This is a genomic window from Achromobacter sp. JD417 (assembly GCF_041879325.1).
Taxonomy (GTDB): domain Bacteria; phylum Pseudomonadota; class Gammaproteobacteria; order Burkholderiales; family Burkholderiaceae_B; genus Achromobacter; species Achromobacter mucicolens.
Genome location: NZ_CP087159.1, coordinates 861,910 through 886,815, shown reverse-complemented (window position 1 = coordinate 886,815; position 24,906 = coordinate 861,910). Strand labels below are relative to the sequence as shown.

The 24,906-nt window shown below is 63.7% G+C and carries 26 protein-coding genes and 1 pseudogene; 14 read left to right on the top strand and 13 right to left on the bottom strand.

The window, feature by feature from the left end; genetic code table 11:
- Window positions 1-30: 30 nt before the first annotated feature.
- Together LN047_RS04045 and LN047_RS04040 are read right to left on the bottom strand one after the other, a co-directional pair.
- On the bottom strand, window positions 31-522 hold the full coding sequence (locus tag LN047_RS04045) for a hypothetical protein (protein WP_152383424.1): 492 nt from the start codon (window positions 520-522) through the stop codon (window positions 31-33).
- Between the two features lie 528 nt (window positions 523-1,050).
- Entirely contained in the window at window positions 1,051-1,368 is a 318-nt protein-coding gene (locus tag LN047_RS04040) for a ClpX C4-type zinc finger protein (RefSeq protein ID WP_152383423.1), read from the bottom strand.
- Window positions 1,369-1,518: 150 nt separating this feature from the next.
- Between LN047_RS04040 and LN047_RS04035 the strand changes: the two genes are divergently transcribed.
- The gene (locus tag LN047_RS04035; RefSeq protein ID WP_175157254.1) at window positions 1,519-1,737 is read left to right on the top strand and encodes a hypothetical protein; all 219 of its coding nucleotides are present in this window, start codon (window positions 1,519-1,521) and stop codon (window positions 1,735-1,737) included.
- A gap of 36 nt (window positions 1,738-1,773) precedes the next feature.
- On the opposite strand, the gene LN047_RS04030 is transcribed toward LN047_RS04035, so the two are convergent.
- The 6 genes from LN047_RS04030 to radC all read right to left on the bottom strand — a co-directional run bounded on the left by LN047_RS04030 (window position 1,774) and on the right by radC (window position 5,521).
- Entirely contained in the window at window positions 1,774-1,962 is a 189-nt protein-coding gene (locus LN047_RS04030; RefSeq protein ID WP_152383421.1) for a hypothetical protein, read from the bottom strand.
- 11 nt (window positions 1,963-1,973) lie between these two features.
- Window positions 1,974-2,225 carry a hypothetical protein gene (locus LN047_RS04025; protein ID WP_152383420.1) on the bottom strand — a complete coding sequence of 84 codons (252 nt, stop codon included), beginning with the start codon at window positions 2,223-2,225 and terminating at the stop codon, window positions 1,974-1,976.
- Entirely contained in the window at window positions 2,222-2,869 is a 648-nt protein-coding gene (locus LN047_RS04020; RefSeq protein ID WP_152383419.1) for a DNA methyltransferase, read from the bottom strand. Before LN047_RS04020 ends, LN047_RS04025 begins: the two co-directional genes overlap by 4 nt.
- 300 nt (window positions 2,870-3,169) lie before the next feature.
- The gene (locus LN047_RS04015) at window positions 3,170-4,069 is read right to left on the bottom strand and encodes an N-6 DNA methylase (protein WP_175157255.1); all 900 of its coding nucleotides are present in this window, start codon (window positions 4,067-4,069) and stop codon (window positions 3,170-3,172) included.
- Between the two features lie 308 nt (window positions 4,070-4,377).
- The gene (locus LN047_RS04010; protein WP_152383417.1) at window positions 4,378-4,788 is read right to left on the bottom strand and encodes an antirestriction protein; all 411 of its coding nucleotides are present in this window, start codon (window positions 4,786-4,788) and stop codon (window positions 4,378-4,380) included.
- A gap of 205 nt (window positions 4,789-4,993) precedes the next feature.
- Window positions 4,994-5,521 carry a DNA repair protein RadC gene (gene radC / locus LN047_RS04005; protein ID WP_152383416.1) on the bottom strand — a complete coding sequence of 176 codons (528 nt, stop codon included), beginning with the start codon at window positions 5,519-5,521 and terminating at the stop codon, window positions 4,994-4,996.
- A 255-nt stretch (window positions 5,522-5,776) separates the two neighbouring features.
- On the opposite strand from radC, the gene LN047_RS04000 reads away from it, so the two are divergent.
- The 6 genes from LN047_RS04000 (at window position 5,777) to LN047_RS03975 (ending at window position 10,658) form a co-directional block, all read left to right on the top strand.
- Entirely contained in the window at window positions 5,777-6,439 is a 663-nt protein-coding gene (locus LN047_RS04000) for an SOS response-associated peptidase (protein WP_175157256.1), read from the top strand.
- 297 nt (window positions 6,440-6,736) lie between these two features.
- Window positions 6,737-7,048: a hypothetical protein gene (locus tag LN047_RS03995; protein WP_152383413.1), complete on the top strand. Its 312-nt coding sequence runs from the start codon at window positions 6,737-6,739 to the stop codon at window positions 7,046-7,048.
- A gap of 88 nt (window positions 7,049-7,136) precedes the next feature.
- Entirely contained in the window at window positions 7,137-7,391 is a 255-nt protein-coding gene (locus LN047_RS03990; protein ID WP_175157257.1) for a CrpP-related protein, read from the top strand.
- 196 nt (window positions 7,392-7,587) lie between these two features.
- Window positions 7,588-7,785: a DUF3606 domain-containing protein gene (locus LN047_RS03985; RefSeq protein ID WP_152383412.1), complete on the top strand. Its 198-nt coding sequence runs from the start codon at window positions 7,588-7,590 to the stop codon at window positions 7,783-7,785.
- A gap of 105 nt (window positions 7,786-7,890) precedes the next feature.
- A complete protein-coding gene (locus tag LN047_RS03980; protein WP_373982105.1) occupies window positions 7,891-8,223 on the top strand; it encodes a DNA polymerase ligase N-terminal domain-containing protein in 333 nt (110 codons plus the stop codon).
- A 992-nt stretch (window positions 8,224-9,215) separates the two neighbouring features.
- Window positions 9,216-10,658, top strand: a complete 1,443-nt coding sequence (locus LN047_RS03975; protein WP_152383410.1) for a hypothetical protein — start codon at window positions 9,216-9,218, stop codon at window positions 10,656-10,658.
- Between the two features lie 187 nt (window positions 10,659-10,845).
- On the opposite strand, the gene LN047_RS03970 is transcribed toward LN047_RS03975, so the two are convergent.
- Window positions 10,846-11,880, bottom strand: a complete 1,035-nt coding sequence (locus tag LN047_RS03970) for a tripartite tricarboxylate transporter substrate binding protein (protein WP_227741353.1) — start codon at window positions 11,878-11,880, stop codon at window positions 10,846-10,848.
- A 67-nt stretch (window positions 11,881-11,947) separates the two neighbouring features.
- On the opposite strand from LN047_RS03970, the gene LN047_RS03965 reads away from it, so the two are divergent.
- The 7 genes from LN047_RS03965 to LN047_RS03935 all read left to right on the top strand — a co-directional run bounded on the left by LN047_RS03965 (window position 11,948) and on the right by LN047_RS03935 (window position 21,348).
- Window positions 11,948-12,892, top strand: coding sequence for a LysR family transcriptional regulator (locus tag LN047_RS03965; RefSeq protein ID WP_054481934.1), 945 nt, complete (start codon window positions 11,948-11,950; stop codon window positions 12,890-12,892).
- A gap of 130 nt (window positions 12,893-13,022) precedes the next feature.
- Window positions 13,023-15,098, top strand: a complete 2,076-nt coding sequence (locus LN047_RS03960) for a hydantoinase/oxoprolinase family protein (RefSeq protein WP_152383409.1) — start codon at window positions 13,023-13,025, stop codon at window positions 15,096-15,098.
- An 11-nt stretch (window positions 15,099-15,109) separates the two neighbouring features.
- Entirely contained in the window at window positions 15,110-16,846 is a 1,737-nt protein-coding gene (locus LN047_RS03955; protein WP_054481932.1) for a hydantoinase B/oxoprolinase family protein, read from the top strand.
- Window positions 16,843-18,546 carry a thiamine pyrophosphate-dependent enzyme gene (locus LN047_RS03950; protein WP_054481931.1) on the top strand — a complete coding sequence of 568 codons (1,704 nt, stop codon included), beginning with the start codon at window positions 16,843-16,845 and terminating at the stop codon, window positions 18,544-18,546. Before LN047_RS03955 ends, LN047_RS03950 begins: the two co-directional genes overlap by 4 nt.
- Window positions 18,543-18,839, top strand: a complete 297-nt coding sequence (locus LN047_RS03945) for a (2Fe-2S)-binding protein (protein ID WP_082401429.1) — start codon at window positions 18,543-18,545, stop codon at window positions 18,837-18,839. The genes LN047_RS03950 and LN047_RS03945 overlap by 4 nt, the downstream gene beginning before the upstream one ends.
- Before the next feature lie 2 nt (window positions 18,840-18,841).
- The gene (locus LN047_RS03940; protein WP_370881525.1) at window positions 18,842-20,224 is read left to right on the top strand and encodes an FAD-dependent oxidoreductase; all 1,383 of its coding nucleotides are present in this window, start codon (window positions 18,842-18,844) and stop codon (window positions 20,222-20,224) included.
- Window positions 20,221-21,348 carry an NAD(P)/FAD-dependent oxidoreductase gene (locus LN047_RS03935; RefSeq protein ID WP_373981182.1) on the top strand — a complete coding sequence of 376 codons (1,128 nt, stop codon included), beginning with the start codon at window positions 20,221-20,223 and terminating at the stop codon, window positions 21,346-21,348. Before LN047_RS03940 ends, LN047_RS03935 begins: the two co-directional genes overlap by 4 nt.
- Before the next feature lie 455 nt (window positions 21,349-21,803).
- On the opposite strand, the pseudogene LN047_RS03930 reads toward LN047_RS03935, so the two are convergent.
- The 4 genes and pseudogenes from LN047_RS03930 to LN047_RS03915 all read right to left on the bottom strand — a co-directional run.
- A pseudogene (locus tag LN047_RS03930) lies at window positions 21,804-22,046 on the bottom strand (helix-turn-helix domain-containing protein); the annotation flags it as partial.
- 533 nt (window positions 22,047-22,579) lie between these two features.
- Window positions 22,580-23,815 carry a ParB/RepB/Spo0J family partition protein gene (locus LN047_RS03925; RefSeq protein ID WP_152383407.1) on the bottom strand — a complete coding sequence of 412 codons (1,236 nt, stop codon included), beginning with the start codon at window positions 23,813-23,815 and terminating at the stop codon, window positions 22,580-22,582.
- Entirely contained in the window at window positions 23,812-24,561 is a 750-nt protein-coding gene (locus LN047_RS03920) for a ParA family protein (RefSeq protein ID WP_152383406.1), read from the bottom strand. The genes LN047_RS03925 and LN047_RS03920 overlap by 4 nt, the downstream gene beginning before the upstream one ends.
- 96 nt (window positions 24,562-24,657) lie before the next feature.
- Window positions 24,658-24,900, bottom strand: a complete 243-nt coding sequence (locus LN047_RS03915) for a hypothetical protein (protein ID WP_152383405.1) — start codon at window positions 24,898-24,900, stop codon at window positions 24,658-24,660.
- Window positions 24,901-24,906 lie beyond the last annotated feature (6 nt).

Genomic DNA, 24,906 nt, shown 5'->3' with positions numbered 1-24,906 from the left:
TGTCGGTTGCCGCCGACAGGGGCCTTTTACTTAGTAGCCAAGCCAGTTCAGCAGGTCGCGCCCGCGATACAGCGGCTGGTCGCCATGTTCGGCAAAGAATTCTTGGGCGTTCGCTTGGTGGTCGCGCAGTTCCAGCACCACTTGAAACCGGGTCAACACGGCTTCGTCGGCCGTTTCCCTGTCGCGCAAACCGTCCGCGTCGACCACGCCGGTATCCATCAGGTCGGCCAACAGTTCGATGAGGTCGGGGCGATGGCCGGTCCAGGCGAGCAACTCGTTTTCAATCGCGGCGGTCACGACGGGCGCGAAATCAAAGCCTTTACGAGCCAGGGCGGGCGCATAGTCCATCGCGCTGCGCTCGGCGTACTGAAGGCCGCGCTGCGCCAGGGCCGCTTTAGTCAAGGCGCATTCAGCGCCACCCAGCACCGTGTAAATCACGATAGGCATATCAGTCGTGTCCTGTTCGCCAGCCGATCCTGAAGAAGTCGTCCGAGCGTAGGTTTGTTGGATTTGGTTGTTCATGGTCTTTCCCTCCGCGTTATTCGCATCCGTTCCTGTGAGGCCTGTCCGTGCCGTCCGTGGCCACGTAGTGACGACTGGAAAGGGCCGGAGCAGAGGCCGCACGCGGAGCGCAGCCAAAGGCGAGCACCGAACGGGTGAGCACCGGACCCTTGGAGGGAGGAGCGCAGTGGTACGGTCGGCGTTTTAGGACGGGGCTCGCGGGAATGGATGCATTGCGAGAGACAGGGCGGCGACACCAAAGCCAGGCGCGCGCCGAGCGCCCCTACCCGCGCGCAGCGCGGGTCAAGCTGGCCGCAAGGCGGCCCGCAAGCGATAGCGCGCAGCGCCGGCAGGCGCGAAGGCGTGAGCCGACCGAAGGGAGGGACGGCTGGAAGCCCCACCGGGGGTGAGACTGGCGGGGTTGGCCAGGCTCAACGCGAAGCGCGAGAGCCCGACCCGCAGCCGAAGGCGTAGGGGCACGCCCAGGGGTGAACACTCCGTCCGAAAACGGCCCGCGCCGACGTCCTGACCGGTCTGGCCTTGTGCGTTTCAGCGCTGCGAATCTGTCGAAGGCGAGATGTTCAGCAGATCCATGGCCTTATTTGCCCGATCCGTCGCCTGGCCGATGACTTCATGCTGTCGAACGATGTAGTCGAACAGCGCTTTCGGACGATCTTTGAGCTCTACCAACGACTCATCGTTGATGATCCCAATGCACATTTCAATGCACTCGTCGCAGATCGTGACCTGATCGTTGTCACCTCGGGCAACGAGCTTTCGCACCTCATATTGGGACTTATCGCAGAACGAGCAATGCAACTCTGGCGCCTGCTTTTTGGTACGGCGTCTCTTTTTTGGCTCATCCATGTCGGAACGGTGCGTGGGTCACGAAGGCCCGCAATCTAGCACGAGCTGTGACACGGCGGATGCGTGTTTTTCCTAGTAGCGCAACACTAGCGCAGTGGCATTCTTAACTCGTGAAAAAAAACCGCGAATAGGCTGACAACAGGAGGAACAATGGAGGGCACCATGGTGGTAAATGGGGTCAGGGCTGCGTACTCGATGACGCCGACCGACGACGGCGCCGGGATTGTGGCCAGCATCCGATACGGGCAGCGGGGGCCGTGGGAAGGTGTAGGCCCGCCCGGCACTTTTTTCGCCACCGCCGCCGAAGCGCGCGCTGCCATTCGCAGCCAGATTGCCGCCAATATGACGCGTGTGCTCGGACTAATGTGAAGTGCAGCGCCGGCCGGCAGGCCGGCGCCGCTTTTCTCATTTTCGGCGATAGTGGTCCACCATGCCGGCCAAGTACGCGGCCTCCAGCGCCTCGCGCAACTGGCCTACGAACAGTTCGTGATAGACGAGCTGGGCGCGTCCTCGGCAATCCAGCGTCTCCAGGTTCAAAACGCGGCGCGCGATGTCCGCAATGGCGGCGCGAGCCGCCATGGAAAGTTCTACCATGGCCCCTGGGCTCACTCCGGGTCCAGCGCGGCCAGCACTCGGCGGGCCAATTCATTGAGGTCGATTTCCGACCGGGCAATCGCTTGCACTTCATCGAGCGGCAGTGATTCGATAATTCGCGCCATGCGCCGCTCGTTCTCGCGGGCGGCCAGCGCCGGCCAGGCGCTGTATCTGGCGATCGCCGCCAGGCCGTCCAAGTCGTGTTTTCCGTAGCCCTGCAAGAATGCGACCAGGCCACCCGTAATTGCGTCGTCCCGGCTCATGCTGCGATCCTCTCTTGGCGGGCGAGCTGCAAGCGCTGCGTTGCGGCTGCGTGGTACTTCGGATCCATTTCGATGCCGTAGAAGCGCCGGCCGACCTGGCGGGCGGCCACGCACGTCGAACCCGAGCCGGCGAACGGATCCAGCACAATGTCCCGCGGGCGGCTGAAAGATTCGATCAGCGGCGCCAGGCATTCGACGGGCTTTTGCGTCGGATGGTGGCGGTTGCCGCTGTACTTCCAACGCATGACGTCTGGCAAGGGCTCGGCCGGGAGCGCCGGCTGCCCCTTGGCCAGCAAGTAGGCCGACTCGTGCTGATACGCGAGAAATCGCGCTTTGGATTGATATTGCTTCGCAAAGACCAGGTGGCCGACGACGCGAAAGCCGGCGGCGCGCCAGGCGGCAAAGAATCGGTCCACGCGGTTCCAGCCGTAGAACGAAATGCAGAAGGCGTCATCGCGAAGGACGCGGAACATCTGTGCGAACGCCGGCGCCAGCCATTCGTCGGTACGATCGTTGGCGATGCTCCGGCCTGAGCGGTCCACGTAGTTGACGAGGTATGGCGGATCGGTCAGGACCAGATCGACGCAGCGATCAGGCAAGGTGGGGAGAACGGACAGGCAATCGCCCAGGACAACACGACTCATGGTTGGCTCCTTGCGTGCAGCAATGTCAGCCGATCTGCATTGCACTGCACGGGGCAGGCGGGCGCAGCCCACGAAAGCGCGGTCAAGGGACGTGGAATAAATAGCGAACGCAGTGAGCGGTTTATGCCGCGAAAGCCCTTGAAGATGGGGCCGCGGCTACAAAGCCGCGCGCAGCGGCCCTAGCGTCCGTGTGTGAGTGGGATGCGACTGTATGCTCCGTGCAGTGCTTGCGGTTCTCCATATGCCGAAGATGGCGCGTCGCCGGCGCGCCAAGCCCCGTGAGGGGCCATTGCAACCTCGCTAGAAGAGCGACATCTGGCCAGCGGCAGCGGCTTGGCGGATGGCCTTCGGAATGGCCTGCAGCGGCGCATCGATCTCGGCCGATGAACTGTCGGCCGCAACCTGGTCGACATGGTGATCTGGCACGGCCGCCGGCGCCTGCAGGAGCGCTCGAGCGCCCTCCCCCGCTTCGCGACGGCGAAGACGCGCGCCCCAGCCGCCCAGGATGTGTGCGGGCGTAAACCATTGCTCTCGGCACTCACCCGTAAGGCCGTTGCCATGAATCACCACGGCCGGCACGTGCAAGAGCGCCAGCTGGATGAACGTCATATGCACGCAGCGCTGATCGATGTCGATTGCAGTGGCGTGCATGCACTGCTGATAGTTCAGCTGCGCATCATGCATTGCGTGCGCAGCCGCGATCAACATGCCGCCAGCGCCGCAGGCTGGTTCCAGTACGCGCACGAACCCCTGTGCCCCCGTCTTGTCGATGAGATCCTGGCCGTTGCCCATAATCATGTTGCCCATCAGGCGCGACACCTCGTACGGCGTGAAGAACTGGCCGGTGCCGGCGTTGCCCATGTCCAGCATCATGAACGTGCTGCCCAGCACGTCGCCAAAGTCTGCTGCTTGAACCCGGACCTCGTAGGCCATGACCAGGTGCGAGAACGCTTGCACCAGCAAGTCCAGCTCGGCCCGCTCGTACTGAGCGATTACCTGCTGGTAGCGCTGCTCGCGCGCCTCGCGCTGCGCGAGATCGGCACGGGCCAATGCGATCGCGCAGATCTCCACCCAGTCGCTCCACACGCGGTCGATCCCACGCGTGTGCGCGACCTGCCGAATGAGGCTGACGATTTCCTTCTGGTGGGCGTCCGCGTTGTTCAGGAAACGGCGTTGTTGTGCATTTGAGGTTTTGGCCATGTACTCTCTCCGGTTGCCAGGGCGGGAATGCCCGGAACTTGAGAGGCACGGCGCAGCGCAGCGCTCAAGTGTCGAAGACGGCCAGCGGCCGCCAGCGGCTCGGGCGTAGCCCGGGCCGCGCCGCACTTGAACGCGAGAACGACGTGGCACCCTGACCGGGAAAGCAGACCCGCCACCCCGTATGGCTTTCCACGGTCCACCTTCAAAGCGCAGCCGTTCCTCTGCAGCGTCACTTAGCAGGGACTGAGCCACGATGGCCTGATGGCGGCCAGAAGAAGAAAGGCCCGCCGAAGCGGGCCGGGATGGCGTTAATCGATCGCCGCGAAGATGGCGTTCGCCTCGGCCTGTTCGCCGGCGAAGTCGCGCAGGGCGTGGTACTTCTCTGCCAGGTCATCGCTACGGTATTGGCTGCACAGTTCGCAGAGGGCGTACAGCGTGGCCACGATGCCGGCGGCGTCTGCCGACATCGTCCGGTCGCACCAGTTCATCGGCCAGACGATGTGAAGCGTCTCGTAGTCGGCGGGGGCCATGTAGAAGCCGTTCGGGATCTCGTAGTAGTGCCAGAAGCCGCCGCTGTATTCCTGCGACAGGCGATCCAACCAGTTGTAGACGCTGATCTCTCCGCGCAGCATCAGGCGACTTCCGAACGCCTTGGGAAGAAAGTTCATGCGTTCGCCATCGGGAACCAGGCGTGCGACGGAAAGAGTGGCTTGGGTCATTTCGTGCTCCTCAGAAGTAGGGCCCGGCCGGGTGGCGGGACGGGAGCACTGGCGCCCTGCGGAACAAGCGCCGGGGGCAAGGGGACGTGGAATATAAAGCGAGCGCAGCGAGCGGCTATATGCCGCGAAAGCCCCTTGCGCCCGGTGCGCGCAGGGCAAAGATGCGCCCAAGGCCTGACACCAGCGCCAGGCCCGGCGCCGCAGGTCAGGGCATGATGCCCTTCTCTGCGAACGAGACGATCCTGCTGCCGGCCACAACCAAGTGATCGAGTACGGTGGTGCCGACCAATGCGAGTGCATCCTTGAGCTGACGCGTCATGCTGATGTCGGCCGCGCTCGGCTCTGCGTGACCGCTCGGATGGTTGTGCGCCAAGATCACGCTCGCCGCGTTATGCGCCAGCGCAGCTTTGACGATCTCGCGCGGATATACAGGAGTGGTGCTCAACGTCCCCCGGAACGGTTCTTCATATGCGATCAGTTCCGCGCGCGGGTTCAGGTACAGGATGCCGAACACTTCGTGCTCAAGACTCGGGTTCAACCGCAGCTGCAGGAACTCGCGCACGAGCTTGGGCGAATCCATGAGCTGGCCGCGCTGGATCTCCTGCAGGACGACCTCGCGTGCCGCGGCGAGGATCTCCTTTGGCGCCGCAAGGCGCACCTCGCCAGCGGAATCCTGCACGAAGAGCGCGCCGGCGGCGTGATCGATGGTGTTGAACGCGATGGAATACTGCATTGCTGGATCTCCAGTGCCGGGCGGGATTGCCCGGCGATCCTGGGATACGCTGCAGCGGAGCGGTCAAGTGGCCCGCCGGCCCCTGGCCGCAAGCGGCGCCGGCACCGTCGGCGTTGCGCAGCACTTGACGGCGAGAACAGCGTGTCACAATCGCCAAAGACGCAAGACCGCCCTCTCTCCTCCAGTGTTGACCTCCTGCCGCACACCCCGCGCGCGCCTATACTGGCCAGACATCTGCATTCACAGAGGTGGTCGATGTGCGGTCGTATTGTTCAGAAATCAGGTCCGCGGGACTACGTTGAGCTGATCTTTACCAACCAGAGCCAGATCTTCGCGGACCCGACGGGGCCGCGCTTCAACATACCTCCGGGCACGCGCCCGCTCACTTTGCATCGCCTGGCTGAAGGCACCGAGGCCATGGGCAGACTGCCCTGGGGTTACAAGCGTCCAGACTCCAAACACTTCATGAGTAACGCAAAGCTGGAGACCATTCTGAAGAACGGATGGCCCTGGCGCTTTCTCATCGGAGCTGGCCGCATCCTGGTGCCTGCAGACGGCTGGTACGAGTGGCCGATGCTCGCGGACGGCGCGAAGCAACCCCACTATATTCACGGTGATGGCCCGCTCTACTTCGCCGCGTTGACGGCCTGGTCGCCCGGCGCGCCGCTCGATGCCGCTCATGGCTTTGCGATCGTGACCAACGATACGAAGGGTGGAATGGTGGACATCCACGCGAGGCGTCCGGTGGCATTGCCGCCCGCGATCGCGCAGCGCTGGGCCGATCCAGCAATCTCGGCCGCCGAAGCCCGCGATCTGCTCCACGAAGGTGTACCCGAGGACGCCTTCACCTGGCATCCCGTTCGGCAGGAAGTCGGCAACTCGAAGTATCAGCTGCCGGACGCCATTGAACCAATCTGATGGTCAAGACCGCGGCTGGTGGTCAAACAGGGCGAGCGCGGCTTCAAACGATGCGCGCATGCCGACCAGCCGCCCCGAGTCCCCTCGGCTGTGCCATAGCTCGTGCTGATAACGGCCGTCGACCCAAACGCGGCAAATGGTCCACCCACGCGGTCCTGCCCAGTAGTAGTCATCCATACGCCGCCAATCTTCGGGATCGCTCATGGCCGTGGCCCAGTGTTGCCCCTGGGAAATAGGGCGCTATGGCGCGGATTCTAGGCTTGTTTATACTGTATGTCCATACAGTGGTTCAGCATCATGCCGTTCAAGCCTCCGCTTCGCATCGCCCAGCTGCGCGCCATCCAAGATCGCCATCGCGGTCCGGACGGAAAGATCAGTGATGCCGATCTTCTGGCCCTCCTGCAGGAGGTCAAGCGGTACCGCTCGTTCATATTGCGCACCAAGCAATTGTCCGGTGGATTCAAACGGCCGTCCGGGGTGCTGGGGCCGGTGTACGATGAGTGGTTTGAGATCCTCTCCGCCGAGCCCTGTGTGGCGGAGCAAGAACAGATGGTCCGCGAGCTCCTGGAAGACCCGAAGAAGCTTCGCAAGGGTATGGGGCCGCGCTAAGACTATCCCGCCCCGTACAGCGGCACCATTGATTCGAACGCCGTTTCATTGGCATACTGGACCCCCACCACTTTTGGAGAGCGAGGCCATGCTCATCGAGATCCAGAAGGAAGGCGCGGAGGCGGCCCGCAAGGGTCTGAGTCTCTTAAGTTGCCCGTATCTGAAGGCGGACGCTATGCCAGGTCACACCGGGGAATCTCCCCGCGAATGGATCGAGCGAGTGAATGCCTGGGAGGAAGGCTGGAAGAGAGAGGTGGCACAGCGAGGTGCCAAACGATCCACCAGTCCGTTTGCAGTCTCCGTCGCCGAGAGGCGACCGGGCTTCCGCCTACCGGCCGCTTAACCGGCCCACAAACCAGCGCCCCGAATGGGGCGCTTTCGTTTTGGCAGAGATCCGCGGCGCGTTTAGCGGCTAAACACCAGCCACGCGGTCGCGCAGATCATCCCCAGGGTGTTTAGCAGCTAAACGATGCCGACGTGCCGCACCGTAGGCACGCTGGTTGCTGCGAGCATGGGTCCAACACGAGAAGGAGGATTTCATGTCGGACGATCTGAAAAATCGCGGTGCGCAAGACCGGTCGCGTATCAACGTGAACGAGGCCCACGAGCTTCATTACTGGACCAACGAGTTGGACGTGAGTGACGAACAGTTGCGAAAGGCTGTGCAGGCCGTCGGCGTCTCAGCAACAGCGGTGCGAGAGCATCTGAAGGGCCAGACCGGCGCCAAGCGCTCCTAGCTATCGTGGTGGGGCAGGACCGTGGACAACGGCCGAAAATTCATCGTCTATCGGTCCCTGAACCAACAGGAACGGTTCGATCTCCTGTTGGAGTTCGATGATGCGATGAGGCGCTGGACGGTAATCAACGGGATGCCGGATGACCCGAAGGCGAGACGCATCGCGATGGAGCAGCCGGCAGTTCCCTCGGTCGGACGGAAGCGTAGAGGACGTACTGCGGTATCCCCGCTCAGCGGGGAGCCGGTATCTGTGTGGGACGCCGGAGAGTGGAACTTGGCGGGCGATGCAGGCGGATACGAGGCCGGCCATCTGAGATTCCGCCTCCATGGCGCGCTCCTGCAGGGCCGCTGGGCCCTCGTGCGTATGTCTGGCAGCGGCGCCGTGGAACGGCCTCCTTGGCTACTCATCTTCACATCGGTTCGTGACCGGCGGAACTGAACCATGGCAACCCGACCTCGAAAGGGCAATGCCCATGCGACCGGCCGCTCCGGAGCGGCGTCCGCTGCATCAAAACTTCCAGGCCTCGAGGCAGATCTGCCGCCTTCCCTAAAGCCTCAGTTGGCTACCTTGGTCGACGGCGTTCCCAGGCACGGAGATGATTGGCTTTACGAGGTCAAGTTTGATGGTTGGGCGTATCAGTGCCATTGTCTTGGGATGAGCTGGGCGACGTCACTGGTGGCGCGCAATGGACGATTTCGAACGTCCAGGGTCGGCTTGACGTGGCCAACTCACCGTGGGACGACTACACGCCGCAAACGATCAGCTAGGCCATGAACGCGATCGGCTACAGCCCGGAGCGGACGAAGAGTTAGCCCGCCTTCAGAACGCCCATGCTGCAGCATCAGCACTGCTGTTTTGAGGCTCTGCATCTAATGATTGGCAGATGGGGGCCGGTGGGTATGTGGGTGAAACTCGGGAAGCCGGTGGGCACACCCTGTGGTCAAGCGCGTGGTCAGGCGGAGCCTGTCCACCGTTTGTCCATCAGCGGTTGTCCATGGGCCGAGCGCAGCGAGCCGAGTGGTCGCGCAGCGATCATCCACATATCCACGGGTTCGATGAATGTCTTTGGTCTTGATGGTTTAGCGGCTAAACACGTGGCACAACGGTCCAAGTGTGTTCCCCGCGCTTACCAATTTGACTCTTGATTGTCTCCGTCGGGGCGGTCTGCCCCAGGGCTTCCACTGACTGGCTGGACTGCGCGCGGTGCACCTGTCTGCTTTCGGCCGAGGTTGTGTGAAAACTCACCGTGCTGAGGGTCATGTCGGAAGTTGGCCTCTCAGATCAACTCAGGATCGACGATCGGAGTTGAGGGAAGGGTTTGAACACCCTCGAAAACAAGTCCATCACGAGTTTTCACACAGCCTCGGCCATAAGCGGACGCTCGGCGGGCATGCCAAAATATCGTTATCTGCATATGTTAACGGTGTCATATGGCTGCAAGAAAAATCCTCACTGTCGGTCTGGAGCTCGCGTCATCCGAGCCAACCTATGCTACGTTTCGGTCAAAGGCATCGCTACTGGACTGGGACATATTTCTCTTCAGACCAGAAATCTCGGAGTTTCTTCACAACTACCACGAAACGTACCAAGGCAAGCCGTGCTTCAATGACAGCTCGTCGTTCGAGGCGAAAGAGTGTTGTGAACACTGGCGTCGCGAAATTAAACAGGCTATGGAGACGGGAAAGACCGTAATTGTCTTTCTGCCTTCTTTGTACGAAGCCTACGTAGATACGGGTAGGCGCTCCTACTCAGGTACCGGTCGAAATCAGAAGACAACCCGTCACGTTGAACTCCTCACTAACTACGACACGCTCCCGATGGGCTTGGAGCCGTTAGCAGCAACTGGGAGTTCGATGAAGCTCACGTCGAAGGGGGCTGAATTATTGGCCCCATACTGGACCGAGTTCGGCGAAAGATCTGGCTACAGGGTTGTCCTGAACGCATCCGATGTTCCAGCATGCGTTCAGACTCGTGCAGGAGACAAAACCGTGGGCGTACTCTATCGGAGCAAGTCTTCCGCCGGGACGCTATTGTTGCTCCCCGACATGGATTTCAGTCCGCCGAACTTCACGAAAAAAAAAGGCAACAGTGAGGTCTGGACGTCTGCCGCTACTCAGTTTGCAGGCGCATTCCTTTCTGCCGTGGTTGCCCTCGACAAAGCCCTCCGATCCTCTTCGGAGGTAACACCGGAGCCGCCGTGGGCCGCTACCTCACAGTACACGCTCGCACCGGAGACAGCGCTACGCGTTCAACTCCTTGAAGCAGAGCGCCAAGTCGAGGCAGCGCAAAGAAAAAAGGAACAGGTCGCCGAGGCGATTTCTGGTGCCGTTATGCCGCGCGGTCTTCTATATGAAAAGGGCAAACCGCTGGAGGCCGCGATCATCTACGCCCTAACCATTCTCGGCTTCAATGCGTGCCAATTCAAACAGTCCGATTCTGAATTCGATGTGGTTTTTGAGTCCGCCGAAGGTCGTCTTATTGGCGAGGCAGAGGGAAAGGACAGCAAAGCGATAAACATCGACAAGCTCCGTCAGCTCTCAATGAATATTCATGAAGACCTACAGCGGGAGGAGGTTTCAGAACCTGCAAAGCCGGTCCTATTCGGAAATGGATTCCGACTTCAAGAACCCAGTTCCCGATCTGACCCGTTCACGGAGAAATGCCACTCAGCCGCCTCAACGTCATCGACGGCGCTTGTTTCAACCGCTGACCTCTTTCTGCCCGTTCAGTACTTGCTTGCGCACGAGGACGCCGAATATGCGGCTGCATGTCGTGCCGCTCTTTTGTCGACTGTTGGCAGAGTCGTTTTCCCTAGTCCCCCCGTCGTGGCCCAGAGAAATAACGACACAGAGCAAGAGGAAAGTGGCGTCTAACAGGTTGATCGACACGGACGTCCAATCGACCGGCTTTGCCGACCAACTGTCGGCGGTCATCTACAGCGTTTCTGAACGTCCGCTTTCCACCGCGAGCTACTTCCGCTTTAGGTCGCAACCGGGCCTCCACTAGAGGCTGACCATGGCCATGAACGGCTCCTCGCACCGTGCAGTCCTATGGACCAAATCACATCTGCTTTAAATCAACCTCTTTGGCGACCTTGCCAAAGGCCTCAAGGTCCGTCTTGACGCGGGCCGTGGTGTCGGCGGGCGTCGATACGCGCGGGATCATGGCCAGCTCCAGGAGGCGTTGCTTCATCTCGGGTTTGGCGAATTCGCGAGCGATAGCTTGCTGAATCTTGTCCACAATGGCGTCCGGCGTGCCCTTGGGCGCCGCTAAACCAAACCACGCGACGGCCGAAAAGCCGGGCATGCCGGCCTCTGGAGCCGTCGGCACATCGGGCAACGCCGCCACGCGTTCGGGGTTGGTGACGAACAGCGGCCGCACCTTGCCCGCCTTGATGAAGGGTGTCTGCACGCCGGTATTGTCCAGCACGGCGTCAATATGGCCACCCAGCAGATCGTTCATCGCCGGGCTGCTTCCCTTGTACGGCACGATGTTGATCTCAATACCGGCGGAGCGTGCAAACATAAGCTGCGTCAAGTGTTGCTGGGTCCCGAGACCGGCATTGCCGAAAGTGATCTTATTGGGATTGCGGCGCCCGTAATCGATGAATTCCTTCAGCGTCTTGGCGGGAAACTCGTTATTCGTCACCACGACGAAAGGCAGGTCCACCAGCACCGTGATCTGCTTGAAGTCCTCCAAGGGCTTGTAGCGCAGCTTGTAGACGTACGGGTTGACCGCCATCGTGCCGCTCGCGGTCAGGGCCAACGTGTAGCCGTCGGGCTCCGCGCGGGCGACGTGCTCGGTTCCCAGGACGCCGCCGGCGCCCGGCTTGGCCTCGACGATGACGGGCTGCCCCAATTCGCTCTGCACCGCCTGGGCCGCGAAGCGCGCCAGCATGTCGGCCGATCCGCCCGTGGCATAAGGCAGGACGATCGTGATCGGCTTGCTGGGATAGTTGTCCGCGGCTGCGGCAGATGAGGCTGCGAAGGCGGCCACACAAGCGGCGGCCAGAAACTTCAGGTTCTTTATCATGAATTGATTACCCAAGTTGCGGAGGAACTGCGCAGTAACCCGGGCAAGGTTAAGCGGTCGCATGTTATATGACCAATCAACAATTAAAATAAAACATCATCAACGTTTTTGATAACGACTTAGGGTAAGCGTGCTTGACGCCATCGACTTGAACCTGCTTCGCATATTCGACGCCGTGATGACCGAGCGTAACGTCACGCGCGCGTCGCACACCCTGCACATGACGCAGCCGGCGGTCAGCAACGCCATCAACCGGCTACGGCTGACGCTGAAGGATCCACTGTTCATCAAGGTCCAGGGTGGGGTCCTGCCCACCCAGCGCGCCGAATTGCTCTGGCCGCCCATCCGCGACGCGCTTGCCCGTATCGCCGAGACCCTGGAGCGCAATGAGTTCGACCCCGCCCGATCGGAAGCCGTCTTCCGTCTGGCCATGTCCGACTACGTGGCCGACCAGGTCATCCGGCCGCTGTTTGTCGAACAACAGGAGGTGGCGCCGAATATCCGCATCCACCTGCACCCCTATTCGCTGGACAACACCACCTCGCTGCTGGAAAAGGGGGAAGTCGATATGGCAGCGGGCGTGTATTCGAACTTCGGTTCGTCGCTGCGCACCCTGCCGCTTGAAACCCTGACCTACGTCTGCGCGATGCGCAAAGGCCATCCGCTGCTGTCCCTGCCGCGCTTCACGCTGGACGATTTCCTGTGCGCGCGCCATCTGGTGGTGAGCCTGCTGGGCACGGCGGCCCTGATCGATCACGAGCTGGCCGCCCACGGCTACAAGCGCAACGCCGTGCTGACGATCAACCAGTTCGCGCTGGCCCCGCGCCTGCTGGCCGAGACCGACCTTATCTGCGTGGTGCCGGCCAACGCCGTGCGCAACAGCCCGCACAGCCACCAGCTAGAGGCCATCGAGCCGCCCTTCCCGCTGATCCCCCGCACGGTCAATCTGATCTGGCACGAGCGCTCGGACAACCTGCCGTCGCATCGCTGGCTCCGCGAGGAGATCCTCAAGGTGTGCAAGGCGCAGGGCATGATGTTCGACCCCGCGCAGGGGGCTGAATCGCACGCCTATTGAGCCTGTCGTTATTCACACAAATGATGAAGATCAATGCAAATCTTTGATTAGATCGAATGATCCGCGGTCGATAAGATTCTGGTCACCCTAGCTTCGGCGCATGTCCGCGCCGGCTTCCTGGAGACCCGCGTTGACCCACTCCGCATCCCCCACCGGCGAGCGCCGTTTCCGCGTCGGATTCGACGTGGGCGGCACCTTCACTGATTTCACCCTACTGGCCGAACACAGCGGCGCGTTATCCTACTTCAAGGTGCCTTCGACGCCGCACGACCCGTCCGAGGCCATCCAGAGCGGTCTCGCCCATCTGATGCGCGAGCACGGGATCGCCGGCGACGAACTGGTCCACGTGGGCCACGGCACAACGGTGGCCACCAATATGGTGATCGAGCGCCGCGGTTCGCGCTGCGCCCTGGTCACCACGCGCGGCTTTCGCGACGTGCTGGAGATCGGCCGCCAAACCCGCCCGCATCTGTACGACTACAACGTCATCAAGCCGGCGCCGCTGGCGCCGCGCGAATGGCGCTTCGAGATCGGCGAACGCATGGCGGCGGACGGCTCCGTGCTGCAGGCGCTGAACGAGGACGAAGTCGTCGCGGTCGCGCGCCAACTGGCCGACGCGCGGGTCGAAGCGGTGGCCATCTGCTTTATGCACAGCTATCGCAACGACGCCCACGAGCGCCGCACGCGCGAAATCCTGGCCGAATATCTTCCCGATGCCTACCTCAGCGTTTCCAGCGAAATACTGCCAGAGTTCCGCGAGTATGAGCGCATGTCGACCACGGCCCTGAACGCCTACGTGGGCCCGCGCATGGCGTCATACATGCGCAACCTGGTCGACTCGGTGCAGGCCATGGGGGTGCGCGTGCCTCCCACGACCGTGCATTCCAACGGGGGCCTGATGTCGGTGGAGTCGGTGCTGACCGCGCCGGTGCGAACCTGCGTGTCCGGGCCCGCTGCCGGCGTCATCGGCGCGGCCGAGCTCGGGCAGGCCGCCGGCTTTCACAACCTGATCACCTTCGACGTCGGCGGCACCAGCACGGACGTGTCGCTGGTGGCCGAGCTGCAGCCGCTGTTCACTTCCAGCCGCCTGGTGGCGGATTATCCCGTCAAGACCCTTATGGTCGACGTACACGTCATTGGCGCGGGCGGCGGCAGCATCGCGCGCATCGACGACGCCGGCGCGTTGAAGGTGGGCCCGCAAAGCGCCGGCGCGGTGCCCGGCCCGATCGCCTACAACCGGGGCGGCACGACCGTCACCCTGACGGACGCGCACGTCGTGCTGGGCCGCCTGAATCCCGTGGCGCTGCTTGAAGGCCGCATGGCTGTGCATGCGGAGCGCGCACGCGCCGCGCTTCAGGAACAAGTGGCCGACCCGTTGGGCATCAGCATCGAAGAAGCGGCCTACGGCATCCTGCGAATCGCCAACTCGAACATGGCCCGGGCCGTGCGCGCGGTTTCGACCGAACGCGGCCATGACATCCGCAAGTTCGCGCTGTGCGCCTTCGGCGGCGCGGGCGGCCTGCACGCGGCCGAGCTGGCGCGCGACTGCGGCATCGGCACGCTACTGATTCCGCAGGAGCCCGGCACCATGTGCGCGCGCGGCATCCTGCTGTCGGACATATCCATGGACTTCGTCCAGACGCTGATGGCCAATGCGAACGAACAGGGCTGGCTGGCGGTGCAGCAGGCGCTGGACGCGCTGGGCGGCAAAGCCCGCGCGTGGCTGACGGGCGAAGGCGTGGACGATTCCGCCCAGCGCCTATCGGCGGTCATCGACGCGCGCTACCAGGGCCAGAATTTCGAGATCCCCGTGCCGCTGGACGGCATGCGCCTGATGCCGCTCACCGACTTCGTGGCGGCTTTCAGCGCGGCCCATATCCGCGAGTACGGCTACGACGCGACCGGCCGCGCGGTCGAGATCGTCAACTGCCGCGTGCGGGCAGTGGGTCTGGTGCCGCGCGCGCCGATCGCGCGCGTGCCTGGCGGCGCCAGCCTCGCGGGCGCGATCAAGGAGCGCCGGGCCGTGTACTTCGAAGGCGCCGGATGGACCGACACGCCCATCTATCGCCGCGCCCTGCTTCCGGCAGGCGTCCCCATCGACGGCCCCGCCGTCATCGAGGAGATGAGTTCAACCACCGTGATCCTGCCGGACCAGCAAGCGCGCGTGGACGACTACGGCAACCTCGTCGTCAACCTCAACCCCTAAGGCAACCCGACATGACCACTGCACCGACTGCCGCCGCCGACACCGACGCGTTCGATCCCATCGAAATGGAGGTCTTCAGCAACCGCCTGCTGTCCATCACCGAAGAAATGGGCAACACGCTGATCCGCTCCTCGTTTTCCAGCAACATCAAGGAGCGCAAGGACTGCTCCGTGGCGCTGTTCGACGCCGCCGGCCGGCTGGTGGCGCAGGCTGCCCACGTGCCGGTGCACCTGGGCTCGCTGTCGGGCGGCATCGACGCCGTGCTGCGCCGCTACGGCGCGGCCGGCATCCGTCCCGGCGACGCTTTTCTGTGCAACGACGCCTACCTGGCCGGGGGCACCCACGCGCCGGACATTACCGTCGTATCGCCCATCTTCTTCGACGGCGTGTTGCGCTTTTTCGCCGCCAATATTGGCCACCACACCGACGTAGGCGGCGCCGTGCCGGGCTCGACCTCGCACCACCTCAAGACGGTATGGGAGGAAGGCATCCGCCTGCCCGCGATGCGCATCGTGCGGCAGGGCGAGCTGGACCTGGACTTGCTGGAGATGATCGCGCACAACACGCGCGAGCCGGACAACCGCATGCACGACATCCGCGCCCAGATCGCGACCAACGACAAGGGCGCGCGCCTGATGCTGGAGCTGGTCGGCCAATCGGGGCTGGACACCGTGCTATCCGCCATCGACGGCATCCTGCGCTACACCGAACGGCGGCTGCGCAACCGCATCGCCCAGCTTCCGACAGGCAGCGTTTCGTTCACCGAACGCATGGACGATGACGGCATGGGCGGCGACCCGGTGGTGATCCAGGCCAACGTGCAGGCGCGCGACGGCCAACTGCACGTGGACTTCACGGGCACCGGCAAGCAGGCGCGCGGCGCCTTCAACTTGCCGGCCAGCGCGCTGAACGCCAGCGTGTATTTCGCGGTCAAGGCCATGCTCGATCCCGAGCTGATGCCGAATAACGGGCTTTTCCAACCCATCACCATCAGTGCGCCCGAGGGCACGATCACCAATCCGGTGTTTCCCGCCGCCGTGGGCGCGCGCGTGACCACCGCGCAGCGCGTGGCGGGCACCGTGATTGGCGCCCTGGGCCAACTGCTGCCGCCCGGCCGCGGCATGGCTTCGTCCAACGACGTGATGCCCTCCATGCTGTTCTCCGGCCCGATGCGCGACGGCAAAGGCACCTTCGTTTATCTTGAAACGCTGGGCGGCGGCGCGGGCGGGCGCGCCCGGGGCGACGGCATGGACGGTATCCAGGTCAACGTCACCAATACGTCCAACCTGCCCGCCGAGGCGCTGGAAATCGAATACCCCCTACTGGTCGACGAGTACGCCCTGGTGAACGATACGGGCGGCGCGGGCAAATACCGGGGCGGCATGGGCATTGCGCGCCAGATCCGCTCGCTGCACGATCAACTGGCCTGCACCATCCGCTGCGACGCGGCGCTGTTCGGCGCAGCCGGCCTCGATGGCGGCCTGACGGGCGGCACCTCGCGCCTCATCCAGAACCCGGGCCGCGCCGACGAGCAGCGGCTGCCCAACAAGATTTCGGGCCACCCTCTGCCGGCGGGCTTCACGGTCCGCCTGGAGACGCCCGGCGGAGGCGGCTACGGGATTCCCGCGGAGCGCGACCTTGCCGATATCCGCCGCGACGTCGTTGGCGGCAAGGTGAGCCGCGCCGCCGCGGAGCGCGACTATGGACCCGAGCGTGTGGCGCGCGCCCTTGAACAGGAAGGCGCATGACCCGTCCCGAATCAGCCGAGCCCCGCAGCGGCGGCGAGGCCCTCATCGCACAGTTGCAGGCCTTTGGCGTGCGGCGCGTCTTCATGGTGCCCGGCGAGAGCTTCCTGCCCTGCATCGACGCCCTGTACGCGCGGCGCGATGCAATCGAATCTATCGTCTGCCGCCAGGAAGGCGGTGCGGCCTATATGGCCGAGGCACACGGCAAGCTGACCGGCCAGCCCGGCATCTGCTTTGTATCGCGCGGCCCCGGCGCCACCAACGCGGCCATCGGCGTGCACACCGCCCGCGAAGACTCCACGCCCATGATCCTCTTCATCGGCCAGGTCGGCGGCGACACCGCCGACCGCCAGTGCTTCCAGGAAGTGGACTACCGCGCCATGTACGCGCCGCTGGCGAAATGGGTGGCGCAGATCGAGCGCGCCGACCGCATCCCGGAATATCTGGCGCGCGCCTGGACCACCGCCACCAGCGGACGTCCCGGCCCCGTGGTGCTGGCGCTGCCCGAGGACATGCTGGCCCGCCTGACCCGAGCGCCGCTGGCCGCGCCGCCCGCGACACCGCAGGCCTGCCCCACGCCCAACGATATGCAGCGCCTGCAGCGGATGATCGAGTCCGCCGCCCGGCCGTTGCTGCTGCTGGGAGGTTCGCGCTGGTCCGATGCGGCGCGCGGGGCGGTACGCGACTTTGCCCTGCGCTTTGACCTGCCGGTCGCCACCGCCTGGAGACGGCTGGAGCTGTTCGACAACAACCATCCGAACTTCGTCGGGCAGGTCAGCGCCAGCATGCCCGCGCACCAGAAGCGCGTCGTCACGGACAGCGACCTCGTCATCGCGCTGGGCACGCGCCTGTGCGAACCGACCACCATCAATTACGAATGGCTCGCCTCGCCCACGCCGCGGCAGACCTTGGTGCACATCCACGCCGACGCCAACGAGATCGGGCGGCTTTGCACGCCGGCGCTCGGCATCGTTGCCAGCGTGGCTGGCTTTGCCCAGGCCGCGGCGGCTCTCGCGCCCACGCCGGGCTGGCGGCCAGCGCGCAGCGGCGCGCACGCCGCGGGTTCGGCGCCCGTGCTGCTGCCGACCCCCGGCCCGCTCGACCTGAATGCGGCCGCCGGCCATGTCGCGGCTTCCCTGCCCGCGCGCGCCTGCGTCACCGTGGGCGCGGGCAACTACGCGCTCTATGCGCACCGGCACATCGCCTTCAAGGGCCTTGCCAGCCAGCTTGCGCCGGCCGTGGGCGCCATGGGCTACGGCCTGCCGGCGGCCATCGCGGCCAAGCTGCATGACCGCGACGCCCCGGTCATCTGCTTTGCCGGCGACGGATGCTTCCAGATGACCATGCAGGAAGTCGCCACCGCCGTGCAGCATCGGCTGGGCATCGTCATCCTGGTGTTCAACAACGGGCTTTACGGCACCATCCGGCTGCATCAGGAGCGGGCCTATCCTGGCCGCGCATTGGCCACGACCCTGGTCAATCCCGACTTCGCCCAGCTCGCGCAAAGCTATGGCGCCTTCGGCCACCGCGTCACAACCACCGAGGAATTTGCGCCGGCCTATGACGCCGCGCTGGCCCACGCCCGTGAGCACCAACTGCCCGCGATTCTGGATCTGGTGTACGACGCCGACATCATCCTGCCCGACCGCACGCTGTCGCAGATGCACGCTGACAGGGCATGCGCCCCGGAGCCGCGCGCATGACACCGCTGCTGCGCCGTGCCGCGCCGCAGGCCGGTTCCGCCCTGCACCTGACCTGGAACGGCCAGCCGATAGCCGCCCAGCACGGCGACACCGTGCTGACGGCGCTGCTGCTGGCCGGCGACCGGCTGCGAACCACACTGGGCACGGGCGCGCCGCGCGCGGGTTTCTGCCTGATGGGCGCTTGCCAGGACTGCTGGGTACAGCGCATCGACGGCCAGCGCCTGCGCGCCTGCTCCACCTTGGCCGAAGATGGCATGGAACTGCTCGACGCCCTGCCCGGAGCGTGCCCATGAACATGCCTCCCATGTCCGATGCGCCGCCGAGCGTGGTGGTGGTGGGCGCAGGACCCGCCGGCGTGCGCGCCGCACAAACGCTGCTGCGCCACGGAGTGCGGCCCGTCGTCATCGACGAGGCCGCGCTGCCCGGCGGCCAGATCTATCGCCAAAGCCCCGTCCCGCGCGGCACCGCACGCCAGCGGTACGGCTTCGAACATCAGCGCGCGGCCCGCATCCACGAGGCAGGCGCCCAATTGCGCCAGCAGGCCGACTACCGCGCAAACACCGCCGTGTGGAACACCGCGCCCGGCCACCTAGATCTCGTTACGCAAGACGGCGACTTGGATGAACTGCCCTACTCCCAACTGCTGATAGCCACCGGCGCCACCGACCGCGTTCTGCCCTTTCCCGGCTGGACCCTGCCTGGCGTCTTTTCGCTGGGCGGCGCCCAAATTGCGCTGAAGGGCCAGCATTGCCTGCTGGGGCCGCGCATCGTCTTCGCGGGCACCGGGCCCTTGCTGTATCTCGTCGCCTATCAATACGCGCGTGCCGGGGGCCAGGTGCAGGCCGTGCTCGATAGCGCGCCGCTGGCTGGCCAGGCACGCGCCCTGCCCGCGCTGCTGAATCAGGTGGGCACGCTGGCCAAGGGCTTGTATTACCTGGGATGGCTGCGCGCGCACGGCGTACCCGTGCACCATTCGGCAAGCCTTATCTCGGCCCGGGGCGAGACCCGCATCGAAAGCGCGCGCGCGCGCATCGTCGACGCCGAACGCCACATTGCCTGTGACGCGCTGGCAGTCGGCCACGGCCTGCGCGCCGAAACCCAACTGGCCGACCTGCTCGACTGCGATTTCGATTTCCACGCCGCCCAGCGCGCCTGGCTGCCGCGACGCGACGCCGACGGCCGCAGCTCGATCGCCGGCGTCTACCTGGCGGGCGACGGCGCGGGCATCGGCGGCGCCGCACTGGCCGAACTGGCCGGCGAACGCAGCGCGCTTGCCATGCTGGCCGACAGCGGCATCCGCGTCGACCCCAAGCGCCTGCGTTGGCTGGCGCGCCGGCAGGCCGCGCTGACGCGCTTTCGGCATGGTCTGGACCGTGCGTTCCCGCTGCCGGCCGCAGGCTCCGGCTGCGACGACAGCGTCATCGTCTGCCGCTGCGAGGAAGTGCGGGCGGGAGCGCTGCGCGCCGCCGCCGCGCAATATGCCATCGATGACCTCAACCGCCTGAAAGCCCTGACGCGCATCGGAATGGGCTTGTGCCAGGGCCGCCTGTGCCAGAGCGGCGCCGCCGAATTGCTGGCCGACTGCCGGAAAATCCCCCTGGCGGCCGTCGGCCGCCTGCGAGGACAGGCGCCCGTCAAACCCCTGCCGTTCGCAAGCTTTGACAAGAACCCGTCATGACACTGCTGCATACCGACGTCGCCATCATCGGCGCGGGCCTGGTCGGCGCCAGCGCCGCCTTGGCGCTACAGCGCGCTGGCGTCTCCACCCTGCTGATCGAACGCGACTTGTGCGGCGCGCGCGCCAGCGGCGTCAACTTCGGCGGCGTGCGCCGCCAGGGCCGCAACCTTGAACAGCTACACCTCGCCCAGCGCGCCCACGGCATCTGGGCACGGCTACCGGCGCTGATCGGTACCGACGCCGAATACGTGCGCACCGGTTATCTGAAACTTGCCCGATCGCAAGCGGACCTGGACAAACTCGTCGCCTATCGCGACAAGGTGCGCGACCTTGACCTGGGCCTGGAGATTCTGGACCGCGCCGCCCTGCGCCGGCGCTTTCCCGCGCTGGCGCCCGACATCGTCGGCGGCTCACTTTGCCCCGAAGACGGCCAGGCCAATCCTCGCCTGGTCGCGCCCGCCTTCGCCCACGCCGCGGCGCGCGCGGGCGCCCAACTGCTTGAGCACTGCGCCATCGCCCACGTCGACACCATGGCAAGCGACTTCCTGCTGACGGCCACGGACGGGCGCCGCATTCGCGCCGCCACGGTGATCAACGCCGCCGGCGCATGGGGCGCTGTCGTGGCCGGCTGGTTTGGCGACGTCCTGCCCTTGCAGGTCAAGTACCCCACCCTGCTCGTCACCGAACCGCTCACACCGCAGATCGGCGTGTCGCTGGGCGTCGAAGGTGGAGGCTTCTACGCCAGGCAGGTGGCGCGCGGCAATGTCGTCATGGGAGGCGGTTATGGCCATGCCTTGCCCGGCGATCGCAGCCGCCCAGGTCCCGCGGCCCTGGCCGATCTCGGCCGCACCGGCCCGGCCATTCTGCCCGCCCTCGCCCGCGCCAACATCATCCGCTGCTGGTCGGGAATAGAAGGCTATTTCCCCGACAAGAATCCCGTCATCGGCTTCAGCGCCAAGGTGCCGAGGCTGCTGCACGCCTTCGGGTTTTCGGGGGGAGGCTTTCAGATTGCGCCTGCGGTGGGCGAAGTCCTTGCACAAGCGGCCCAGGGACAGTGCAGCCTGAAGATGGCGGAGCGATTTTCAGTCAGTAGATGGAACGGATATCAAGCCTTAGGGAATTAGGCGCTTGCCGGCGGTTCCAATCGGCTCTGGCAATGTCGGAAGAATACTCATTGGATCGAACAAAGCCTTGATGCGCCGTTCAAATGCGAAAGCCTGAGTGAGTTTGTCCATGACTGCTACAGGGGATTCAAAATGGCACCCAAGCATCGATCACCATGGAATACCTGTTAATGAGGCCCCGGGCAAAAGGCACTCGCAGGTAGCCATGTGAGCCCCGCAATTCTCATTCTCCCTTTGTCTAACGATCGTTCAGAACTTCAGGATTTTCCGCAATCCGGACGGGGTTTGGCGAATTCCCGAGCGATGGCTTGCTTAATCTTATCCACCATGGCAGTCGGCATGTCATTGGGCGCCGGCGATCCGAACCACGCCACGGCCGAAAGTCTGGGCATCCCTGCCTCTGGGGCCGTCGGCACATTCGGCAACGCCGCCCTGAGTTCTGGGCTAGTGACGAACGCGAAAGCAGCGACTCGGTCGTAAGAGCCCGTATAGCCTAGAGAGCAAGAATCCTGGTGCGGCTCCAAAAGCGAGCGTCGCTGCTTGCGTGTGCGGTTAGCCTCGACCTTGAGCCACGACGAGTGCAGATAGCGTCTCACCGAGGTGCGCGATATGCCAAGTCGCTTGGCAATCTCTCGTAAAGAGCCATGATCGCGCAAATGCCAACGGCGAGTAATGCTGAGAAGACCCACGTCGATCACTCCTGTGTCCCACACGCGTACCGAGCAGGATGGTGTTCACGAGGTTGTTCGGACTTACATGCAAATCAAACGTAAAGGTGGTTCAACTCTGCGTGCAAATCAAAACCTAGCTCGTCTCAAAACTACCCGCGACATTACGCTTGGAACTAGGCAAAACTTTAGGCAGTTGACGCACGCGCCGTTTACGCGATGTCACTATGCGCAGTTGCAGCTGGGCGAATCGAATTCGCTTTGGATGCCAGAGAATCTGCGCCGAGAGGTGGGAGGCAGACCGACCGCTCTGGGTCGAGGTTGTGTGAAAACTCACCGTGCTGAGGGTCATGTCGGAAGTTGGCCTCTCAGATCAACTCAGGATCGACGATCGGAGTTGAGGGAAGGGTTTGAACACCCTCGAAAACAAGTCCATCACGAGTTTTCACACAGCCTCGGTCGTTATCGGCCCGACATACCTCAGCGGATCTGGGAATTAATTTTGGCCAAAGACTTTTCCATCGGATGGCTCCTCTTTCGGTGTTTAGCGGCTAAACGATACATCAGGCGTCGCACAGTGCCGGACGCCAAAGCGCAACCAGGGCCTTGAACTGCGCATGTACCTCGGTCCCCAGGGTATCGGGATACGCGCGTGTTTGGCGGATCAGGCCAATCACGACGAGCATGTCATCGGCTATCTCAGCGTCCACGCTCCAGATATCGGTCAGGTCGAAGCCACCGCACCTGGTCGCGTTCCACCACGAAAGCAGAAAGTCCGCCACCCGTTTGCTTTGGCCAGTATCACGCTGTGCGATGTTGATGAGGCGTGCCAGGGCATCAGTCCCTTTCTTTTGAAGCACCGGGTTTGCGCCTTCCCGTCGATGCTGCTCGAGGCGATCCATGCTTCGTTGGACTTCCGGGCCAACCGTGGGCGGTAGTTCGCCATTTTCGGGTGGGGTGCTTGGTTCTTTTGCATGGAACACATGGGTCGAACATTCCGCCACTACGGCGCGGGCTGTCGTCTCATCACGTGATGACTGTGGCGTCTCCTCCGCCAGTGCGTCTGACGACGCTCGCTTCGCACCTCCGGCTTTCCGAATCGCCTTCACCGCCGACCGCGTAGGCTTGGCCTCATTCGCGCTCAACAGATCTGCGACGGCCTCCGGTTGCTCACGGTGCGCGACGGCCAGTTCATTGGCGAGCGTCACATCAGTCACCTTCCCCGCCGCAACCGCTTCGGCGACGGGTTCGGGCAGCGTGAGTAGACCTGCATGATGGCTTACCCAGGCTTTCGATTTACCGAGCTGACGCGCTAAGTCGGCCCGGGACCAACCAGCTGACAGCTTGCCGCCGATAAAGTCCGCAATTTCCCGCGCGGTTAGGTTCTCGCGCTGCACGTTCTCCACGACCTGATCGAAGTCATCGAAATCCGGATCTTCGAACCCCGGCACCGAAGTCATCTCAGCGACCTTCGCTGCACGGAATCGGCGGTGACCGTGATTGATAATGAAATGTCCGGGAATTGTTGGATGCGGTCGCAACGACAAAGGAGACTTGATGGCACGCTTACCCTTGCGCTCTTGGCGTTTGAACGACGCAGCTAGCTCTGCGATGCTCTCCACGCTGTATCCCGGATTGTTTTTGCCGCGGGAGTTCTTTTCATCTTCGTGGATGAGACTAATGTCATAGGAGCCGGGTTCGCGCGCCTGGGGCGGCGCGCCGTCTAGCAGCGACGCCAAATCGCCCAGGCCGGCCAAGTCCAGGCCGCCGGCATCACCGTGTTTAGCGGCTAAACTCATTTCGCCACTCCCATCGTTTGCAGGACGTGATTGCCGAGGGCGCGCATCTCCGCGCCTGCTGCCCGTGCCGTTGTCTTCCTGCTCTTCCAGACGGGTTCGCCCGCAGCCAGTGCCTCTGCGACGCTAGTGCGCAGACCCACCACAACTGGGGCCAGAAGTTTGCCGTGCGCAGCTTGTACCTCGGCAAGATGTTTGACCTGACGCGGGTTACGGCGGTCAACCCGGTTCGGCACAATACCCAGGAAGTGCAGCTTCGGGTTGTGCTGCTTGGCCCCGACGATCACGCGCATCATGTCTTTGATGCCCTCGATGCTGTAGTCCTCCATCTCGACTGGACTGATCACCGCATCCGCGGTGCGCAGTGCAGTAATGGTGGCGATGCCGATGCTGGCGGGCGTGTCGATCACGCAGAGATCAAAGCCCCGCGTTTCAAATTCGCGCAGGTTTACCTGGAAATTTCGAAGTGCTCGCTCGAGGGGCATGTAGATGACGTTGGCCAGAAGCCGATCTGCGTGCAGCAGGGCAATAGGGCCTGGGGCGTCGCGAACGACCGGCATCTCATCGAGAAACAGTGCGCTCGCCGGTACCTCCAAGCGGTGCTGACGCATGGTCTTGGAGAGGTTCCCGGTGTCCAGGTCCACTACGAGTGTCTTGAGCCCCCGTTCGGCGGCGTGAAACGCAATGTGGATGGCATCAGCGGTCTTGCCGACACCACCTTTGTTCTGTGCGATTACAACAGTTCTCATGTTTGCCATTCCTCTGTCCTTGTGAGGTACGGATGCACAGCAGCCAACGCGAGACTCCGTGTTTAGCTGCTAAACACCGAAGATCATCGGCCGTCCCTACGGTTTTTTAGCGGGAACAGCGGAAGTTTGATTGGATCGGTCGCGGGGGACGTCTATGGCAGCGAAGTAGTCAGCCAGGGCCTGAACCGTCTGGACTCCTGGATTCTTCACCTCGCCGTAGCGGATCTTACGGAGATTGCTCAGCGACACGTGCGTCGCGTCGGCGACTACGCCGAGTTCGTTGTACGGGACGGCGCGGAGGCGGGATAACACCCGGTCAAAAAATTGAAGTTCGCTCATGCAAGC

Excerpts from the sequence above, each read along its gene's own strand:
- LN047_RS04045 (WP_152383424.1), bottom strand. The coding sequence starts at position 522 with ATGAACAACCAAATCCAACAAACCTACGCTCGGACGACTTCTTCAGGA.
- LN047_RS04040 (WP_152383423.1), bottom strand. The coding sequence starts at position 1,368 with ATGGATGAGCCAAAAAAGAGACGCCGTACCAAAAAGCAGGCGCCAGAG.
- LN047_RS04035 (WP_175157254.1), top strand. The coding sequence starts at position 1,519 with ATGGAGGGCACCATGGTGGTAAATGGGGTCAGGGCTGCGTACTCGATG.
- LN047_RS04030 (WP_152383421.1), bottom strand. The coding sequence starts at position 1,962 with ATGGTAGAACTTTCCATGGCGGCTCGCGCCGCCATTGCGGACATCGCG.
- LN047_RS04025 (WP_152383420.1), bottom strand. The coding sequence starts at position 2,225 with ATGAGCCGGGACGACGCAATTACGGGTGGCCTGGTCGCATTCTTGCAG.
- LN047_RS04020 (WP_152383419.1), bottom strand. The coding sequence starts at position 2,869 with ATGAGTCGTGTTGTCCTGGGCGATTGCCTGTCCGTTCTCCCCACCTTG.
- LN047_RS04015 (WP_175157255.1), bottom strand. The coding sequence starts at position 4,069 with ATGGCCAAAACCTCAAATGCACAACAACGCCGTTTCCTGAACAACGCG.
- LN047_RS04010 (WP_152383417.1), bottom strand. The coding sequence starts at position 4,788 with ATGACCCAAGCCACTCTTTCCGTCGCACGCCTGGTTCCCGATGGCGAA.
- radC (WP_152383416.1), bottom strand. The coding sequence starts at position 5,521 with ATGCAGTATTCCATCGCGTTCAACACCATCGATCACGCCGCCGGCGCG.
- LN047_RS04000 (WP_175157256.1), top strand. The coding sequence starts at position 5,777 with ATGTGCGGTCGTATTGTTCAGAAATCAGGTCCGCGGGACTACGTTGAG.
- LN047_RS03995 (WP_152383413.1), top strand. The coding sequence starts at position 6,737 with ATGCCGTTCAAGCCTCCGCTTCGCATCGCCCAGCTGCGCGCCATCCAA.
- LN047_RS03990 (WP_175157257.1), top strand. The coding sequence starts at position 7,137 with ATGCTCATCGAGATCCAGAAGGAAGGCGCGGAGGCGGCCCGCAAGGGT.
- LN047_RS03985 (WP_152383412.1), top strand. The coding sequence starts at position 7,588 with ATGTCGGACGATCTGAAAAATCGCGGTGCGCAAGACCGGTCGCGTATC.
- LN047_RS03980 (WP_373982105.1), top strand. The coding sequence starts at position 7,891 with ATGAGGCGCTGGACGGTAATCAACGGGATGCCGGATGACCCGAAGGCG.
- LN047_RS03975 (WP_152383410.1), top strand. The coding sequence starts at position 9,216 with ATGGCTGCAAGAAAAATCCTCACTGTCGGTCTGGAGCTCGCGTCATCC.
- LN047_RS03970 (WP_227741353.1), bottom strand. The coding sequence starts at position 11,880 with ATGCGACCGCTTAACCTTGCCCGGGTTACTGCGCAGTTCCTCCGCAAC.
- LN047_RS03955 (WP_054481932.1), top strand. The coding sequence starts at position 15,110 with ATGACCACTGCACCGACTGCCGCCGCCGACACCGACGCGTTCGATCCC.
- LN047_RS03950 (WP_054481931.1), top strand. The coding sequence starts at position 16,843 with ATGACCCGTCCCGAATCAGCCGAGCCCCGCAGCGGCGGCGAGGCCCTC.
- LN047_RS03945 (WP_082401429.1), top strand. The coding sequence starts at position 18,543 with ATGACACCGCTGCTGCGCCGTGCCGCGCCGCAGGCCGGTTCCGCCCTG.
- LN047_RS03940 (WP_370881525.1), top strand. The coding sequence starts at position 18,842 with ATGCCTCCCATGTCCGATGCGCCGCCGAGCGTGGTGGTGGTGGGCGCA.
- LN047_RS03935 (WP_373981182.1), top strand. The coding sequence starts at position 20,221 with ATGACACTGCTGCATACCGACGTCGCCATCATCGGCGCGGGCCTGGTC.
- LN047_RS03925 (WP_152383407.1), bottom strand. The coding sequence starts at position 23,815 with ATGAGTTTAGCCGCTAAACACGGTGATGCCGGCGGCCTGGACTTGGCC.
- LN047_RS03920 (WP_152383406.1), bottom strand. The coding sequence starts at position 24,561 with ATGAGAACTGTTGTAATCGCACAGAACAAAGGTGGTGTCGGCAAGACC.
- LN047_RS03915 (WP_152383405.1), bottom strand. The coding sequence starts at position 24,900 with ATGAGCGAACTTCAATTTTTTGACCGGGTGTTATCCCGCCTCCGCGCC.